Origin of the sequence: Loigolactobacillus jiayinensis (genome assembly GCF_003946445.1) — a bacterium.
GTDB lineage: Bacteria > Bacillota > Bacilli > Lactobacillales > Lactobacillaceae > Loigolactobacillus > Loigolactobacillus jiayinensis.
This window is the reverse complement of the sequence record NZ_RHOF01000023.1, coordinates 12,699-27,325: the sequence shown is the minus strand read 5'-3', so window position 1 is coordinate 27,325 and position 14,627 is coordinate 12,699. Positions and strand designations below refer to the sequence as shown.

Below are 14,627 nucleotides of genomic sequence, written 5' to 3'. Positions count from 1 at the left end.
AGTTACAATGAAAAAATCAGAACGCTTAAATCAAGAACTTATTTTTCTAAGTGCTAAACATCATTTTCAGCTTCGTGATTTGATCATGGAATTTAACATTTCCAAACGGACCGCCTTGCGCGACATTGCTGAATTAGAGACCTTAGGCTTACCCTTCTACGTTGAAAATGGTCGTCACGGTGGCTATCACTTGATCAGCCAAAAACTGTTAACCCCGATTTATTTTAACAAGGAAGAAGTTCGCGCCATCTTTTTTGCTTTAGAAGCGTTAAACTCACTATCGAGTACCCCCTTTGAAAAATCCTACTCACAAATTCGCCAGAAACTGTTGGCAACGATGCCGGTGGCACAACAAGCTGATATCACCAAGATTCTCGATGTGATTCATTATTACAATGTTGCGCCGATCAATGCGCCGGCGAACCTAGCAACAATTACCCAGGCCATTTTAGAAAGCAAACTGGTCGATGTCACTTACACCCAATACACGCTGGAAAAAGTGCAATTGCAGATCTATGAGCTTTTTTACCGCAATGGGATTTGGTTTTGTAGCGCCTATCCTATTCAAAAAAAGCAGTGGGGCACTTATCGGTGCGATTATATGACTGAACTGGCCATTGACCGAACAAGCGCCGCCAACCTACTCCCAAGCTGAATTAAGTCAATTACAGGCGGATTACGAACACAGTTACCATAACATCCCGTTTAAATGTCGGCTGACCGCATTTGGTAAGGAACTCTTTTTGAAAAATAACTACCCTAACATGACCCTAGAAACAATTGCCGGTGTGACCTATCTTACTGGCGGTTATAATCGCGAAGAGTTGGCCTATATGACCCACTATCTGATCACTTTCGGCGAGCACATAACCATTGAATATCCGGAACAGCTAAAAGCAAGCTACTTACAACAATTACAGACGATCATGCACCGTTATCAATAAAAAACGCAACGACCAAACTGGCTATCAGCTTGATGGTTGCGTTTGTTTATTTGAGTAAATATTTAGCGTCATATTCAGGATCTTGTGAGGTCAAAATTTTGGGACCATCATCAGTGATGACTAAAGTATGCTCGTATTGGCAGCTCAATGAACCATCAACCGTGGTTACCGTCCAACCATCGGGGGCTGAGCTATCGCAACGCCAGTCACCCGCATTAACCATTGGTTCGATGGTAATCGTCATACCAGCCCGCAAGCGCAGGCCTTTACCAGCCTTACCGTAGCCGGGCACATCAGGTGATTCGTGCATGGTCGGTTGAATGCCGTGACCGATATAATCGCGCACATCTCCATACCCGTGTTCGTCTTCAACGTAGGTTTGAATGGCATTACCGATATCGCCAATACGGTTACCAACAATGGCTTGATCGATACCTAAGTAGAGTGCCTTTTTAGTAACTGCCATCAAGTCCTTGACTTCATCACTGACCTCACCGACAGCATAAGCCCAGCAAGAATCAGACATGTAGCCATCTACAGAAACCACGGTATCGACTTTGACTAAGTCGCCGTTTTTCAACAAAACATCCTTACGCGGAAAACCGTGACAGATTTCGTTATTGATACTAACACAAGTCGCATATTCATAGCCTTCAAAGCCCTTTTCTTCTGGCTTAGCGTTATTTTCCGCCAAATAGCGCAGCGCAAACTTTTCAATATCCCAGCTAGAAATTCCTGGTTTAATAATTTTGCGCAAGCCTAGGTGCATACCGGCTAAAACTGCACCTGATTTTTGCATCCCGCGAATTTCGCGGTCTGATTTTAACGTAATAAGTGACATTAGTTGAATCCTCCTATGGTTTAAAACCATTTATTTATTAGCACTACAAAAATAGACACCTTTTCACAATAATTCAAGCATCTTCCATTATAAACGTTATTATTATTTTTTACAGTCACGTAAAAAATGCCTAATAACACTAGCAAAAAGCGCTAACATCAGCTATTTATTATACTGTAATAACTTGACTTACAATTTAAAAGTACTAGAATAAACTTTGTTAAATAAAGTGCATGGAGGAAGAGACATGGCGAAAAACTTTGATTTTTTAATGCCTAGTGTGAACTTTTTTGGCCCAGGCGTGATTGAAAAAATTGGTGATCGAGTTAACGCACTTAATATGCAGAAACCCCTGATCATAACGGATAACTTCTTAGCTGGTGTGCCGAATGGTCCAGTGGAACAAACACTGGCATCACTCAAAAAAGCACAGGTTGAGTACGCTATTTATACTGGTGTTGAACCTAATCCAAAAATTCACAATATCCAAGCTGCTAAACAAGTCTATCAAGAAAATAATTGCGATAGCTTGATTACAATTGGCGGTGGCTCTGCCCATGATACTGGTAAAGGAACCGGCATTATTTTGACTAATGGTGATGACATTACCAAATTAGCCGGTATCGAAACGCTGAAAAACGCTTTGCCACCATTGATTGCTGTCAATACTACTGCGGGTACTGGCTCTGAATTAACGCGTCATTGTGTGATCACTAATCAGGAAACACATTTAAAATTTGTCATCGTTTCTTGGCGCAATGTCCCACTAGTTTCATTTAACGATCCGATGTTACAACTTGATGTCCCTGCTTCATTGACTGCCGCCACTGGGATGGATGCCTTTGTTCAGGCAATTGAGCCATTTGTCTCGACCAACCACAACGCCATTACTGATGGTATGTGCTTGCAAGCTATTAAATTGATTGAAGGTAGCTTGCGCGAAGCCGTTGCTAACGGTCATAACGTTCAAGCACGTACCGATATGGTTCAAGCAGAAATGTTAGCTGGGATGGCCTTTAATAATGCTGATCTAGGCTATGTGCACGCCATGGCTCATCAACTCGGTGGTCAATATGACGCGCCTCATGGTGTCTGCTGTGCCTTACTGTTGCCAGCAGTCGAAGAATATAATATCGTAGCCTGCCCAGAACGCTTTGCTGAATTAGCACAAGCCATGGGCGAAAATATCGCTGGGTTATCAACTCGCGATGCTGCCGAATTAGCCATCAAGGCGATGCGTCAAATGTCCCGCGATGTTGGTATTCCTACCAGCATCAAAGAAATCGGCGCTAAGCCAGAAGACTTTGAATTGATGGCTACTAACGCTTTGAAAGATGGTAACGCCTTTTCTAATCCACGCAAAGGCACTAAAGCTGATATCGTTAAATTGTTCCAAACAGCTTACGACCAAGCGTAAACGATTAGCAAATTCAATAAAAATAAACCATTCAATGACATAATTTAATTGAATGGTTTTTTTATTGGTAAAAACTGTGCTAACTCACAGTGGTGCGTTAAAGTTGCACAGAATATTCTGTGCAACTTGGTAAAAGGTTGCTTCATCCAATACGCCCAATCCTTCTAGTTTACGGCCAGCCTGTTCAGTATAATCCAGTGAAAATAATTGATTGGTATTGACAACACTGGCCTCAGAAAGAACAGCCGTTGTGCTTGGTACTAAAAGCAATCGCTATTTCATTGTTGAATTAATTGGACAACCAATAACTAGCTGCGGCGCGCGATTATAACTATCTTGACGCATCATTAACATTGGTCGGCACTTTTTGATTTTATAGCTGCGCGTTGGCTCAAAATCAATGTGGAGAAGTTCACGTTATTTATTCGCCAACCTCACTGTCATGTGAGGCATAACTAACCTTGTGCGCCAGTGTATAAAGCCCGTCTGGTTTGGTAGTAACAAAATAATTGCACCTTAAAAATTATTATCGGCGCGAAGTAGCTCCATCCGGCTATGTCTGCTGACTTCGCTACGTATTTGTTTTTCTCGGCAGAGTTTTCTACAATAGATATAAAAAGGAAGTGACCACCGTGCGTCGGGTACCGATTATTCTAACGTTATTGATCACCGCTTGTTTGTTGACTCTAGGCTTGACCACGACTCACGCCGCTGATCACTACTTAACTAAAAGTTCCAAGCCAAGTTTTTGGGTGCTATCAGATCCCCATTTTATCGCGCCTAGTCTGCATGATAATCAGTCGGCCTTTAATCAGATCATTAAAACAGCGGCCGGTAAGGATTTAACTGATCAGCCAGTCGCACTACACGCTTTAGTGCAAACCGCTTTGAAAAAACGGCCAACTGCAGTGATCATCACTGGCGATATTACGTTTAATTGCGAATTAGCCAGTGCTAAAAGTTTAACTCAGCGGCTGCAACCACTACGCCAAGCGGGGATTGCTGTGCTGATTATTCCCGGCAACCACGATATTAACGACGGCTGGGCCCGTCAGTTTTCCGGTAAGCAACAAAAAGCGACGACGCAAATTAGCCCCAGCGCGTGGCGACAAATTTTTGCTGACGACTATCAAGCTGCCTGCGCTGTCGATAATGATTCGTTGAGCTATGCAGTTAATTTGAACAAGCGTTATCGGCTCCTAATGCTAGACGACAATACTTATTCGACCCAGCCTACCACCGACGCGCCGAATACTGGCGGTAAACTCAAGCAAAGCACCCTGCTTTGGATCGAGGAACAGTTACACAGCGCCAAGGCGGCCGGACAGCAAACGCTGGTTTTCACGCATCACAATTTGTACGCCCACTCACAGATGAAAGAAGGCTGGGTGCTGGATAATGCGGCTACCTTACGCCGACTGCTTAATCGCTACCACGTACCCGTATTGTTTTCCGGTCACATCCACGCCCAAGATATTTCCGCCGATCCGGCTAAAAAATGCGCCACCACTGAAATTGTCAGCGGTAGCTTCTCGATGACACCGGCTAGCTACGGCGTTGTCACCTTAACGCCGCATAAATTTCACTACCAAATGCACCAACTTAATTTAACGCCTTACCTAACCACTAAGCAGCGGCAACAACCAAATTTAGTTCACTACCAGCAACATTTGAAACAGCTATTTCAGCAGATGAACCGCAATATGGTTGCACGACTAGGCACAACTGACAATGGCTTAACTAAGCAACAGACTAGCGCTGAAATCAACTGTTTGATTGACCTGAATTGGCGCTTCGAAACTGGTAATGATTTCGCTAAGTCAGCCGCATTTGTTAAGTTAAAACGCACCACTGGTTATAAATTAGCAGCGCAAAATCCGCAATTAACGCAGCCATTCAATACCTTAAACGGCGATCATAACTTACCAGATCATCAGTTGACGTTGCATTATTGAATGACTACTACGTTATGTCCATCAACAGGAGAAATATAGCACAAAAAAAGTCACGTACTAGTATAACTAGCGCGTGACTTTTATCATCTAAGCCATTACTTTTTCAGTTTTTTTAACGCTAGTTCTAACCAAATAATCAAAAGCACTTAAGGCTGCAGTAGCGCCAGCACCCATGGCAATAATAATTTGCTTATAAGCGGAATCAGTGCAATCACCAGCGGCAAAGATACCATCTACGTTAGTTGCTTGGCGCGCATCAGTGACAATTTCATGATGTGAACTAACTTCGAGTGGTGCGCTGATCCAATCTGTATTTGGTACTAAGCCGATTTGGACGAAGACACCTTCTAGATCCAAATGATGTTCTGTTTGACTAGTACGATCAGTGTAAGTTAAGCCGTTAACGCGACCAGCACCGGTAATTTCTTTGGTGGCAGCGTTAGTAATCAAGGTGATGTTAGCTGAGCTGTTCGCTTTAGCCTGCAAAACACTATCAGCACCAAGCGCTGGTGCAAATTCAAGTACGGTGACGTGATTGCAAATACCGGCTAGATCGATTGCGGCTTCAATGCCAGAATTACCGCCACCAATGACGGCAACGTCTTTACCGGCGTACAGCGGGCCATCACAATGTGGGCAGTACGCAACACCCTTATTCTTAAACTCAGCTTCGCCAGGAACGCCGATTGTCCGCCACTGTGCCCCTGTAGCGATGATTGCTGTTTTGGCTTTCAGCACATCGCCGGACGCCAATGTCAGTTCTACCGTTTCATGCTTAGCAATATGTTCAACGCGTTGGCCAGTTAATACTTTAACGCCGTATTTTTCGACCTGAGTTTGAATATTAGCCATCAACTGTTCGCCTTCAACATAATCAGTTCCAGCCAAGTTCTCAATTCCTACTGTATCAAGTGGTTGACCACCAAAATGATCAGCAACAATCGCTGTAGAAATACCTTTGCGCGCCGCGTAAATTGCAGCACTACCCGCAGCTGGACCAGCACCAACGATCACAACGTCGAATTCTTGGTCAGTCCAATCTTCAGCGACATGTTGTGGCGCCGCGCCAGCAGCTTTATCGACTAATTCTTCCAGCGTAGCACGACCATTGTGCCATTCTTCATCGTTTAAAAAGACGGTTGGTACGGCAAGAATATTTTTCTCCGTGGCTTCATCTTGATACATGCCACCTTCGATCATGGTGTGGCTAATATGTGGATTCAGCACGCTCATAATATTCAGTGCCTGCACAACATCAGGACAGTTATGACAGCTAAGACTAGCAAAAGTTTCAAAATATAAGTCAGTGGTGATAGCTTCGATTCGTTGCTTTGTTTCAGCACTGATTTTTGGTGCATGCCCAGACACTTGTAGCAGCGCCAACACAAATGAGGTAAATTCATGACCTAGGGGAACACCGGCAAATTCAATACCGCTACTAGCTTGGCCAGCTTGATCAAGGGCAAAGCTTGGTTGCCGTTTTAATTGACCACTCGCTACCGTAATTTTAGGTGATAGTGCGCTCACTTCGTTCACAAAATCACTGACTTTTTGCGAACGCTGATCAGTTCCTAAATCGACGGTGATCACCACATCATGTTCCAATAATTTTAAGTATCCAGCAAGTTGTTGTTTAATTGTTTCATCAATTGCCATAAACGTAGACCCTCCTTAAAAGCTTGAATCTGTTTGAAAAAAGACCGTGTTAACGGCCTTTTCATATTGTTCTTTAGACTGAGTTGGTTGAAACGTGCAAAAAAAGGCAGATTATTGCGCCTAGCTACGTAAGGTCAAACGCATCACTACGCGTTACTTATTGCCTTACTGCCATGTTTCTTGCGGCAAGCTTTTTGCCACAAGAATGGCCAACGCCCGTAACATCAATGTTTATTAGCGTTCTTTGCTAATAAACTTCTCTGATTGCGGAGTAGTAGGCTAGTGCTCAAATCTAAGCGCCTTTTAGCACTATTTAGATTTTGCCAACTAAATCCAAACCAGGCGTGAGGGTTGCTTCGTCTTCCTTCCACTTAGCAGGACAAACTTCGCCAGGATGCGCAGCGACGTATTGGCCAGCCTTGATGCGGTCTAAGTATTCACTAGCGTTACGGCCGATGCCATCAGCGTTGACTTCCATCGTTTGAACAACACCTTCTGGATCAAGAATGAAAGTCCCACGTTGCGCCAGACCTTGTTCTTCGTCTAAAACATCGAATAGCCGAATAATTTTCTGAGAAGGATCGCCAATCATTGTATATTGAACCTTGCCAACAGCTTCAGAATCATCGTGCCACGCTTTATGTACAAAGTGTGTATCTGCAGAAACAGAATAAACTTCAACACCCAATGACTGTAATTGAGCATAATTATCTTGTAAATCTTCTAATTCAGTCGGACAAACAAATGAAAAATCCGCGGGATAGAACATGACAATACTCCAATGACCTAATAGATCTTTATCTGAAACGTCAACAAATTCTCCCTGCCGATATGCATGTGCGTTAAATTCGCCAATCTTTTTTCCAACTAATGACATAAGTGGTAGCCTCCTAAAATTTAATTGCCTACAACCTTTATTCTAAATGATAATCATTCTAAGTCAAGTCTAAATCAAAAGTAAAAATAATTAATCTGTGCTAATCATGATTAAGACAACAAAAAAGTTCTTACTCTAAAAAAGAGTAAGAACTTATTATTAACCTTAAATTTTTGGCCGCCGCCGATAAACGATAAAGCGCCGTGAAACATACTGCCATGGTAACGCCAAAGCGTGCACCAGACGTGTATATGGAAAGGCACCAAAAATCATAAAACCGAAAATCACGTGGAATTTAAACATTAATGGTACTTGGAGCATTAAGCGAAAATCTGGGTGGAACATGAAAATTTGGCGTACCCAGATTGCTAGTGACGTCCGATAATTAAAGTCAGGATTGGTTGGTCCAGCAACAAATGAGGACAGCATCCCTAATGTAATTTCGGCAGTCAACGCCACAATGACGACTAAATCACCAGTCGAGCTGGCATGGAACACACGGTGATCATGGAAACGGCGGAAGCACAAGATGTAGACCCCGACTGTTGCCAAGATGCCGAAAAACGCACCGGCTGGCATCGCAATAATATGATGGTAAAACTCATCGCTGATACCTAGCGCGTCAGTCCATGCTTTCGGGATCAGCACCCCGATAATATGGCCAAAGAACACACCGATAATGCCGACGTGAAACATAATGCTACCGATCATCAACGTCTTCTTTTCCAACAGTTCACTAGATTTAGCGGTGACCGTTGGGTGGAAAAAGGCGAAGCGGATGATTGTGCCGAAGACAAATGACCCCAGCATAAGATACGGATAAATTGACCACAAGAAAAATTGAAACGGATGGCTCGCAATCATCTATGACACCTCCTGTTGTGCGACGATGCAGGATTTGAATTCTTGCCGTAGTAGGCGAATCAATTCAAGATACGCTTCTCCGGCATATTCAGCTTCATTTTTCAATAGATTGTAGGTGCCATCTTCAATGACTTGGAATACTAGGTCGATATCTTGTTGACGCTCGTCCTGATCCCAATTGCCATAGGTCAAAAATTCCAGCATCAACGGAAAATAATCCGCCAGTTCGTCGCCGTCAACGGAGACGCCAAACATTTCATACAACATCTTCAATTTAGCTAACAGTTGCCCGCGTTCCCGCGAGTCCTGATAACGGTAGTAACTTAAATATAGCGTAAACCGCTTATTCAAGTCAAAGAGATTTGAATATTCCTGCTGTAGGTCAAATAACGATTTCTGCTGTAATTGCTTGATCCAGTCCACCAACGCCGCTTTATTCGGTGTTTCTGGATAGTCGCGAGCAAAATCAGCAACCAGCGTTGGCCGCAATAATTCGTCGCTAGGGTAATCCAGCCAGTGCGAAAAATAAACGAAGCCAGGCCGTAATTGGTCCACGCGTTCAATATTAATCACGCCAGATCCCCCCATAGAATGTTTCGGCATAAATTTCTGCCGTTGACTTACCAGCTTCAGCTTTGCGGAACATACTGCTGTGCTGTGGTGCTAAGCTACAGCCTTGGCATTCATCATAGCCTAATGTGCCTTGTTCGTCGTAAGCATCTTCAACTTGTTCTTTATGGTTCATTGGAATAACAAAACGATCTTCGTATTTAGCGATGGCCAACAAGCGATACAATGATGTTGCGCTACGTTCAGTTAAATCAACGCGTGCTAACTTTTCAGTATCGAAATCCTTGCCACTAGTCCGTGCCCGCATGTACAAGCGCATCATCGCTAATTTGTACAAGGCTGATTTAATCGCGATCCGGTTACCACCAGTTAACAAGTTAGCTAGATAATCAACTGGAATCCGCATTTCATCAATACCAGGGAAAATCATTTCTGGATCACCGATCGAATCGCGGCCTTCAAAGTAGTTCATGATTGGTGATAAAGGCGGTACGTACCAAACCATTGGCATTGTCCGATATTCGGGATGCAATGGGAAGGCAATTTTTTCAGTAACGGCCATCCGGTAAATCGGTGAATTTTGGGCAGCAGTGATCATTTCATCGCTGATACCGTCTGCATAAGCTTGTTCGATAATGTCAGGATCATTGGGATCTAAGAATAAGCTTAATTGGCTTTCGTATAACTTAGTATCATCAGGTTCTTCGGCAGCTTCAGCCACGCGATCAGCGTCGTATAACATAACACCGATGTAGCGAATCCGGCCAACACAAGTTTCAGCACAAACAGTTGGCATGCCTTCTTCAATTCTTGGATAACAGAAAGTACATTTTTCTGCTTTATTCGTCCGCCAGTTGAAGTAGACTTTCTTGTAAGGGCAGCCCGTCATGCAGAAACGCCAGCCGCGGCAGCGTTCTTGATCGACTAACACAATGCCGTCTTCGTCCCGTTTGTACATCGCACCAGATGGGCAAGAAGCTACACAGGGTGCGTTCAAACAATGCTCACACAACCGTGGCAGGTACATCATGAAGGCCTGTTCAAAGTTAGCCTTGATGTCAGTTTCAATTTTTTGCATATTTGGATCTTGATCAAACGTATTTGGTGAGCCTGCTAAATCATCATCCCAGTTTGGACCATTTTTAAGATCCATATATTCGCCGGTGATTTGTGATTTTGCCCGTGCGACAGGCTGATGCTTCTTTTCAGGGCCAAATAACGTTTGGTAATCATAGGTCCATGGTTCGTAATAATCATCTAGTTCTGGCATGTCGGGATTGTAAAAAATCTTACCTAAAGCAATTTTATTTAATTTGTTGCCTGCTTTTAATTGTAATTTACCCTTGCTGTTAAGTTCCCAGCCACCATGATAGTGACTTTCATCTTCCCAACGTTTTGGGTAGCCGACACCAGGCTTAGTCTCAACGTTGTTAAACCACATGTACTCAGCCCCTGGGCGATTCGTCCAAGTATTTTTACACGTTACTGAACACGTGTGACAGCCGATACATTTGTCTAAGTTTAAGACCATCCCAATTTGCGCTTTAATCCTCATTCCAGTTCACCTTCTTCAATTTTCTGACTTTAACGTAAAGATCACGTTGGTTACCGATTGGACCATAATAGTTAAAGCCGTAACTCAATTGTGCATAGCCACCAACCATTTGCGTTGGCTTAATGTGAATTTGCGTTGGCGCATTATGGCTACCACCACGGTTACCAGTGATAACTGACAGCGGTTCTTGAATTTCCATATCTTGTGCATGATACATATACATGGAACCTTCAGGCATCCGGTGACTAACGACAGCCCGCGCGGTGACAACACCATTACGGTTATAAAGTTCCAACCAATCGTTATCCTTGATGCCGATTTTATCAGCGTCTACTGGGCTGAGCCAAACGTTAGGGCCACCGCGGAATAACGTTAACATGGTCAAATTATCGTAGTACATCGTGTGAATATTCCACTTACCATGCGGTGTCATATAACGTAGCGTCAACTCGTTAGCTTCCGGCGTGATCTTGGTGTCTTTTGGCCCCATGACTGTCGGTGGCAAGGTTGGCTTGTACGTGGCGAGTTCTTCACCGTATTCTTGGAACGTTTCGTGATCCAAATAGAACTGTTGCCGACCGGTTAAGGTTCGGAATGGCACTAAACGTTCAATATTTAAGGTAAATGGTGAATAGCGATTACCGTCATGCTTGGAGCTACTGAAAACTGGCGTTGGGATGGCTTCCCGTGGCTCAGTGGTGATGGCCTTAAAGGTGATCTTCTCCTCAGTACGCCCAGCACTAATATCTTGCAGCTTACGGCCAGTTTTAGCTTCAGCATCAGCCCAAGCCCGTTGTGCCACATGACCATTGGTTGCACTAGACAGCAATAAGACTGCTTCCGCAACTTTCTTATCTTGATCTAGTTTTGGACAATCAGCGTTGATACCATCATCCCAAACCGAGTTACGATCACGTAACTCCGCGTATTCTGGCTTAACACTGTAAGAATAACCAGTGGCGCCAGTATTACCGTTAGCATGTGGTCCTAAGGCAACATACTTTGAGTAAACCTGCGTATAATCACGCTTGACTAAGGATAAGCTTGGCATTGTTTTACCCGGAATTGGTTCAACTTCGCCGTACTTCCAATCCTTGATCTCGCCTAATGGTTGTGAGATTTCTTGCTTGGTATCATGCGCCAATGGTTGTGTCTTCAAATCATAAACTGGCTCTGGCATGTATTTAGCCGCCATACTAGAGAACTTACGGGCAATAGCAGCAAAGGTCTGCCAATCACTCTTAGATTCCCATAATGGGCTAACAGCAGCGTTAAATGGATGGATAAACGGATGCATATCAGTAGATGACAAATCTTCCTTTTCGTACCAAGTTGCTGCCGGCAAAACAACATCAGCATACAATGGCGTCGTAACCATCCGGAAATCTAAGGAAACCAACAAGTCTAGCTTGCCTTCGACCGTTTCGTCGTTCCACTTCATTTCAGTTGGCTTGAAGTTATCATTACTCTTCGCCAATAACCCATTTTCAGCGCCTAATAAGTGTTTCATGAAATATTCTTGGCCCTTACCAGATGAAGCAAATAAGTTCGAGCGCCAAACAAACATCGCTTTAGGCTGATTCAATGGTGCATCAGGATCTTCAGCAGCAAAATGTAAGTCGCCAGATTTCAGCTCGCTAACCACTTTTTTGCTAATTTCACCAATATCGGTGGTCTGATACTGCTTGGCAAAGTCCAAGGAGTTGCGGTTAAATTGTGGATAACCAGGCAACCAACCAAGGCGGATCGCCATTTGGTTGTAGTCGGCAGGATGATCGTAGCTGTGTTTCACCTTTTTAACTGGTGACTTCAACGCGCGATTGTCCAATTCGTCGTACTTCCACTGATCGCTGGCAAAATAGAAGAAGGAAGTCCCATTTTGCTGGCGGGCGCCACCTGGTTGCCAGTCATTGGCAAAGGCAATTGTCGCCCAACCTTCAGCTGGTCGTAGCTTTTCTTGGCCAACATAATGGGCCCAGCCGCCACCAGAAACGCCTTCACAGCCACACAGCAGTAACATATTAATGATCGTCCGGTAATTCATATCGCTGTTAAACCAGTGATTAATTCCGGCACCCATGATCACCATTGATTTACCGCCAGTGTCGATGGCATTTTGCGCGAATTCACGTGCAATTTGCACAACGATACTTTGCTTAACGCCAGTCACACCTTCTTGCCACGCTGGTGTGTATGTGCTAGCTGCATCATCGTAGCCATTGGCAGCCAAATCGTCATCCGCATTGCGCTTAATGCCGTATTGACTCATCATCAAATCGTAAACGGTAGTAACTAATTTTTGTTGACCATTAGCGAGCGTCACCGAACGGACTGGTAAATGCCGTGGTAAAACAGAATTACCTTGGCTGTCAAATACTGGAAAGTCAACGATAACATTTTCGCTATCGGCGCCAACACTTAATTCAGGATTAATTGGGTTCCCATCGTCGTCCTTCAAGGTCAGATTCCACTTACGGTTATCTTCCCAGCGTTGGCCGACTGTGCCATTTGGTACGACGATTTTCTGCGTATCTTCGTCCCAAACAACTGGTTTCCATTCCGCATTGGCGACTGCTTCGTCGCTAGTCAAATCACTAATACGAACAAAGCGACCTGATGTAAAGTGACTATCATTAGCGGCACTTGGATCTAAGAAAACTAAGAACGGTAAGTCAGTAAATTGCTTAGCGTAGTTAATAAATTGTGGCTCTTGCCGCTTTTGATAATATTCATTTAAAATAACGTGGGTCATCCCTTGCGCTAATGCCGCGTCGGTCCCGGGATGTGGCGCTAACCAGTTATCGGCGAACTTAACGTTTTCCGCATAATCAGGGCTGACGGCCACAATTTTAGCACCATGATAACGTGCTTCGGTCATGAAATGCGCATCAGGCGTCCGTGTCAATGGCACATTGGAGCCCCACATCATGATGTATTGACTGTTATACCAGTCACTGGATTCTGGCACGTCGGTTTGTTCACCCCAAACTTGTGGTGAAGCCGGTGGTAGATCCGCGTACCAATCATAGAAACTCAACATTTCTGAGCCTAATAATGAAAGGAAACGGGCACCAGAAGCGTAACTGATCATCGACATAGCTGGAATCGGTGAAAAACCAGCGATACGATCAGGACCATATTTTTTCAACGTGTAGATCAGCATGGTAGAAATCAATTCCAGCGCTTCGTTCCAATGAACACGAACTAAGCCACCATGACCGCGGGCACTCTTGTAGTATTTAGTTTTTTCTTTATCTTCAACAATACTTTGCCACGCTGCTACTGGATCACCGGTAGCTTTTTTCGCGTCAGTCCATAATTGCCACAACTTGCCGCGGATATAAGGATACTTGATCCGAACCGGGCTATATTCATACCAAGAAAAGCTAGCACCACGTGGGCAGCCACGGGGTTCAAATTCTGGCATATTCGGGCCGCACGACGGGTAATCCGTTGCTTGATGTTCCCAAGTAATAATGCCTTGTTTGACATAAACATTCCAACTACAAGAACCTGTACAATTGACCCCATGTGTCGTACGAACGACTTTGTCATGGGCCCAACGTTGCTTGTACAATTTTTCCCAACGACGGTTATTTTCTTCTAGCTGGGTAAAACTGCCGTTAAACTTCTCAACTTGCTTGAAAAAGCGAGATTTCACGATGACTCACGTCCCTTCCAGAACTTGATTGCGATTTTTTGAACGTTATCGTTGCTGTACCACTGGTTACTACACATTAACTTTACTGAAGGTTTAACAATCAAAAAAACGTCCAAAATAACTCAGTGAACTAATTTGTTCAATTGGATCATTTGGTGCCGCTATCTTGGTTGGCGAAAAGTTGCACACAAAAGTAAGACTTTTCCCTAATATTCACAATATCATTTACAATGCTATACTTCGATTAGGGAATTGCCCGAATTTTGCGAAAAACATAGAAGTTTTTG

Annotated in this window: 13 protein-coding genes; 4 read left to right on the top strand and 9 right to left on the bottom strand. The window is 43.9% G+C overall.

Annotated features, from left to right (window positions below; genetic code table 11):
• Positions 1-7: 7 nt before the first annotated feature.
• Positions 8-655, top strand: a complete 648-nt coding sequence (locus EKM80_RS07050; protein WP_263853732.1) for a helix-turn-helix transcriptional regulator — start codon at positions 8-10, stop codon at positions 653-655.
• Positions 618-944, top strand: coding sequence for a WYL domain-containing protein (locus tag EKM80_RS15110; protein ID WP_263853731.1), 327 nt, complete (start codon positions 618-620; stop codon positions 942-944). The genes EKM80_RS07050 and EKM80_RS15110 overlap by 38 nt, the downstream gene beginning before the upstream one ends.
• A 46-nt stretch (positions 945-990) precedes the next feature.
• Here EKM80_RS15110 and map read toward each other — a convergent pair whose 3' ends face one another.
• On the bottom strand, positions 991-1,785 hold the full coding sequence (gene map, locus EKM80_RS07045) for a type I methionyl aminopeptidase (protein ID WP_125552411.1): 795 nt from the start codon (positions 1,783-1,785) through the stop codon (positions 991-993).
• Between the two features lie 247 nt (positions 1,786-2,032).
• Between map and EKM80_RS07040 the strand changes: the two genes are divergently transcribed.
• Entirely contained in the window at positions 2,033-3,202 is a 1,170-nt protein-coding gene (locus EKM80_RS07040; RefSeq protein ID WP_125552410.1) for an iron-containing alcohol dehydrogenase, read from the top strand.
• 84 nt (positions 3,203-3,286) lie between these two features.
• Here the strand turns inward: EKM80_RS07040 and EKM80_RS07035 are convergent, their stop codons facing one another.
• Both EKM80_RS07035 and EKM80_RS15185 read right to left on the bottom strand, forming a co-directional pair.
• Complete coding sequence (locus tag EKM80_RS07035; RefSeq protein ID WP_125552409.1) at positions 3,287-3,472, bottom strand: hypothetical protein; 186 nt, start codon at positions 3,470-3,472, stop codon at positions 3,287-3,289.
• Positions 3,473-3,475: 3 nt separating this feature from the next.
• Entirely contained in the window at positions 3,476-3,604 is a 129-nt protein-coding gene (locus EKM80_RS15185; protein ID WP_125552440.1) for a type II toxin-antitoxin system PemK/MazF family toxin, read from the bottom strand.
• A 221-nt stretch (positions 3,605-3,825) separates the two neighbouring features.
• Here EKM80_RS15185 and EKM80_RS07025 point away from each other — a divergent pair, with 221 nt between their 5' ends.
• Positions 3,826-5,157, top strand: coding sequence for a metallophosphoesterase (locus EKM80_RS07025; protein ID WP_386699620.1), 1,332 nt, complete (start codon positions 3,826-3,828; stop codon positions 5,155-5,157).
• 87 nt (positions 5,158-5,244) lie between these two features.
• On the opposite strand, the gene ahpF is transcribed toward EKM80_RS07025, so the two are convergent.
• The 6 genes from ahpF to EKM80_RS06995 form a co-directional block, all read right to left on the bottom strand.
• Positions 5,245-6,813, bottom strand: coding sequence for an alkyl hydroperoxide reductase subunit F (ahpF, locus tag EKM80_RS07020; protein WP_125552407.1), 1,569 nt, complete (start codon positions 6,811-6,813; stop codon positions 5,245-5,247).
• Between the two features lie 313 nt (positions 6,814-7,126).
• Positions 7,127-7,690 carry an alkyl hydroperoxide reductase subunit C gene (gene ahpC / locus EKM80_RS07015; protein ID WP_125552406.1) on the bottom strand — a complete coding sequence of 188 codons (564 nt, stop codon included), beginning with the start codon at positions 7,688-7,690 and terminating at the stop codon, positions 7,127-7,129.
• 165 nt (positions 7,691-7,855) lie between these two features.
• On the bottom strand, positions 7,856-8,554 hold the full coding sequence (gene narI, locus EKM80_RS07010) for a respiratory nitrate reductase subunit gamma (protein WP_125552405.1): 699 nt from the start codon (positions 8,552-8,554) through the stop codon (positions 7,856-7,858).
• Positions 8,555-9,127, bottom strand: coding sequence for a nitrate reductase molybdenum cofactor assembly chaperone (gene narJ, locus EKM80_RS07005; protein WP_125552404.1), 573 nt, complete (start codon positions 9,125-9,127; stop codon positions 8,555-8,557).
• A complete protein-coding gene (gene narH, locus EKM80_RS07000) occupies positions 9,120-10,679 on the bottom strand; it encodes a nitrate reductase subunit beta (RefSeq protein WP_125552403.1) in 1,560 nt (519 codons plus the stop codon). Before narH ends, narJ begins: the two co-directional genes overlap by 8 nt.
• Positions 10,669-14,340 (bottom strand): nitrate reductase subunit alpha, encoded by a 3,672-nt coding sequence (locus EKM80_RS06995; protein ID WP_164509513.1) that lies wholly within the window; start codon positions 14,338-14,340, stop codon positions 10,669-10,671. The genes narH and EKM80_RS06995 overlap by 11 nt, the downstream gene beginning before the upstream one ends.
• Positions 14,341-14,627 lie beyond the last annotated feature (287 nt).